Below are 3,682 nucleotides of genomic sequence, written 5' to 3'. Positions count from 1 at the left end.
CAACACGAATGTCGAGGCTCAAAGTATCTTTATCTATATTGTTACTGGACGTCCCTAGCTCACTGCTCTTCGTTGTTTTCAGCAAACTTAGATGGCGACATGCCAAAGTGATGTTTAAACCTTTGACTGAAATAGGAAGGGTCATTGAAACCAGAATCAAACGCGACGTCTGAAATCCTCTCTCCCGCAAGTAGCCGCTCGCACGCATGCTCCAAACGTACTTCATTCAAATGCTCTTTAAAGGTCTTGTTATAAGCCGATTTAAAACGTCTCTGTAAGCTTCTCTCTGACATGAACAAGTACTTAGCAGCATTTGCAGTACTGAACTCTGCATCGGCGTAGTTTTCACTTACAAGCTGTGACACTCTGTTTTTCCACTCTTGCTCAGCACTTAACCTTTGTTGCTCCGTCGCTGAAACTGTAAGTTTAATGGTCTCAATCTGTTCAATTGTGCTAGCTTCCAAATTATCTAACACTTGATATTCAATCGGCCACGAAAGCTGCACCTTATTTTGAGAGTCCGAGACAAAAGCATTCAGTTCACCACCGCTCTGGTTCATCAATAATGGCAACTTTTCGATGTTTAGGTCGGTCGATTTTCCAGTATTGTCATTAATGCTTGAAGTCAATTTAGGGAAAGGCATTCCATGGTCTCGGATCGTCACAACAAGGTGCCCTTTAACCTCTTCAACCAATACCACCATACTCTGTGACTTAAAATTTCTCTTAATGATGCTAGCGACTAGACTGTTGAAAATAATATCAAGATTAAAATACAGCAAGGAGACGTGTCGTTGTTTAGTGTCAACTTTAATATCCAGTTCAATACCAGCTTTGGCTAAATCGTCCTGCCAAGCTTTGAGTACAGCTTCTAAGATTAAAATTATATCGTAACAAACCTTTCCCTTCCCTTGTGGCGTGTTACTCAACTGAGCCAAGCCATTTTTCAATGTCAATATTGGCGACTTACCTTGTTCATCATTCCAATTTGGGATCATAGCTGCGATATGATTAACTTCAGAAGAGAGTTCATTAGCAGTATGTGTGACAAGAGCACTCTTAACTGACAACTGTTTTTTAAGCTGTTGATTAGTCGTTAGTAGTATTCGGCTTTGATGCCTCAGTTGATCTGTCTTTAATGCAACTTGCGCCTTTAAGTGCCTGTTGGCGAAAGTGACGTAACGTGATCGCCAAAAAACCAAAGCAGTCACTACACAGATAAGTAATATAAGAGAGCTTGCTGCTGCCCAATTACTCAGATACCAAGGTTCCGCAATAGAGAAGCTTTGGTTCGTTGACGTAAAGCGATAATGGGAGTCCTTAACGGGTTTCACTTCCAACGTATAGTCCCCAGGAAGAAGGTGATCGAGTGTTAGTACCCCCCCTTCAAACTCACTCCAAGGTTCATTGTCGCTTAGTCGATACTCCATTGCAGGCGTGTATGTCGCTGGTAAAATTCCAATCTTAAAACCGATTGATGAGCCATAAGGAATTTCATCTAAATCAGCCGTCTTGCCACCAAGTGATACTATCTGATGGTCGACACTTATCTTGCTCAGCAATGCACGGCTATGAGGTGTTGTTGATACCAATAGCTCATTAGCTAATGCACTCACCACGCCATATCTTGAGCCGAAGATAAGCCTAGTAGACTGGCTACCTTCGCTGTAAAACGGAGCACACGCACCTGCAGCCAATTCATTGGTGATCAAGCCAAATGGTGAGCCGATATGTTTATGCAGTTGCCCATCCAATCCGTAATAGCTAATACCTTTCGAAGAGCCTAACCACATCCCATTATCGTCGCTAATTAAACATTTAGGACTGATATTTTCCTCAACAAGAGTGACCTCTTGAATAATAGAACTGTTATTAGGGATTCGATACACACCATAGCTACTCGCAAACCACTGGGATCCATCTTTTGCTTTTTCAATATCGACCACTTTGCCAAGCCGCTCGCTTGAATGACTAAAGCTAATTCTCTCATCAAGAAAAGAGTAGAATCCGTGATCAGTACCAACATAAATACGACCTTGTAAACCTATATTGAGAGCGGTGATCTTTGCTGGCAAAAATTTATCAACTAACCAGTCGGTGCCATAACTGGTCAACTTATTGGTTTCGATAGATAACGAATAAAGGTTTTGTCCCGAGGTCATCCAAAGCATGTTATCCGCTTCAAATGCAAAGTTTTCAACGGGTACACCTTCAATCGCTCTTGGTAGATCGACCTTTTCAGCCTCTAACGTATCAGTATTGAAACTAAGAATACCTTCTGCAGTCGCCAACCAAATTGAAGAACCAAAGATCTCAAAATCCTGTACTGGGTTAGAGTAAACACGAACGGGGTTATCTTCACTTTGAGAATCAACCAAATAGAGCCCCCTGGAAGAAGCAACCCAAGACAGTTGATCGCGAACAAGCTGTACTTTGTTTATCACCACACTACTCGAATGCATCCCCATTCCCGTTAATGGCGTTCTTGAGAATGTCCTGCTGAACAGTGAAAAGTATCGAATTCCGTTATTGGTCGCGACCCACATTCCACCAGCATGGTCGTTAATTAACGAATATATTTTTTCACCCGGTAACGAAAAGTCTTGATTATCGGCTTGTTCAAATCGTGTAATTTTCCCTGTAATAAAGTTGTAGCTGATAAGACCATGCTCAGTCCCAATCCAGTATTGATCGGTTGTTTCAGCGAGAGAAAGAACATGCGAACCACGCACCCACCTTTCTTTCTTAGGATTTGCAAGATCTATAATCACTGCACCATTCAATGTACCAATGACTAACTCACGTCTTGCCATCGAAAAATACAGCGTCTCTATATGATTTTTTTCTGATGCACCGATATGAGTAAATTCTTGGCTATCAGAAAGGTACACTCCGGAACTGGTCGCAAGCACCCATTTTGACAGCACCCGCTCAGCATCGTTAATCGCAATATCGCTGCTATTGTTATGCCGATACAATTTTAGAAGCGAGTAAGTGCTAAATTCTAAAGATTGAGTATTGTACGTATAGAAATTACTGCCATCTGTAACCCAAATATAATCACCGGAAGCACCGATATTCGCGATCTCAGCCCCTGGGCTTAAACTAAATGCAAGTGCGTTGCCGATTCCTGGGCTATGTCGGTACACCTCATTATCAAAGAAAGTCCAAAACTCATCGTTAAGAAACGCGACTTTCTCTGAAGAAAATTGCAAAAGGCTACCTTTTCGAGGGAATAGGGTTCTGCCATCATAAAAAAGTATTTTTCCATGCACATCATGAACCCAGAGTCCGCCACCTTCACCTAAGTACAGATTTTTTGCCGCAAGGAAGTTCCCTTGTGCTTGAACGGGCAAAGGGTAGAAAACGGAGGGTGATGTATTTACCGCAAGAACGCTAAATGAAATGCTCATTAAGATGAACATTTTGAAAATAATTCGATACAACTTTTAATCCTGAACAGCAACAACACATGAAATATTGGTTCTCACAACGCTTGTTGCTGATTAACCAAAAAGTGAGTTTTTTTGTGCTTATTATTATCTTTCTATTTTAGCTGAAATTGACAAAGGAGAAAGGAGGTTTGATATTTGTTGGAAGGTTTTATCTTAGCGGTCACGAAAATGCCGCAAAAAGCGGCATGATTCATCAATTAACGAGAGCAAAGTGTCGTAAAGAATAC

Annotated in this window: 1 protein-coding gene; it reads right to left on the bottom strand. The window is 41.4% G+C overall.

Annotation, left to right across the window (positions count from 1 at the left end):
• Positions 1 to 59: 59 nt before the first annotated feature.
• On the bottom strand, positions 60 to 3,446 hold the full coding sequence (locus AB4496_RS22305; RefSeq protein WP_032555261.1) for a helix-turn-helix domain-containing protein: 3,387 nt from the start codon (positions 3,444 to 3,446) through the stop codon (positions 60 to 62).
• Positions 3,447 to 3,682: the final 236 nt, after the last annotated feature.

It is taken from the genome of Vibrio sp. 10N.222.46.A1 (assembly GCF_041473595.1).
GTDB lineage: Bacteria > Pseudomonadota > Gammaproteobacteria > Enterobacterales > Vibrionaceae > Vibrio > Vibrio tasmaniensis_A.
This window is presented reverse-complemented; position numbering and strand designations above follow the sequence as displayed.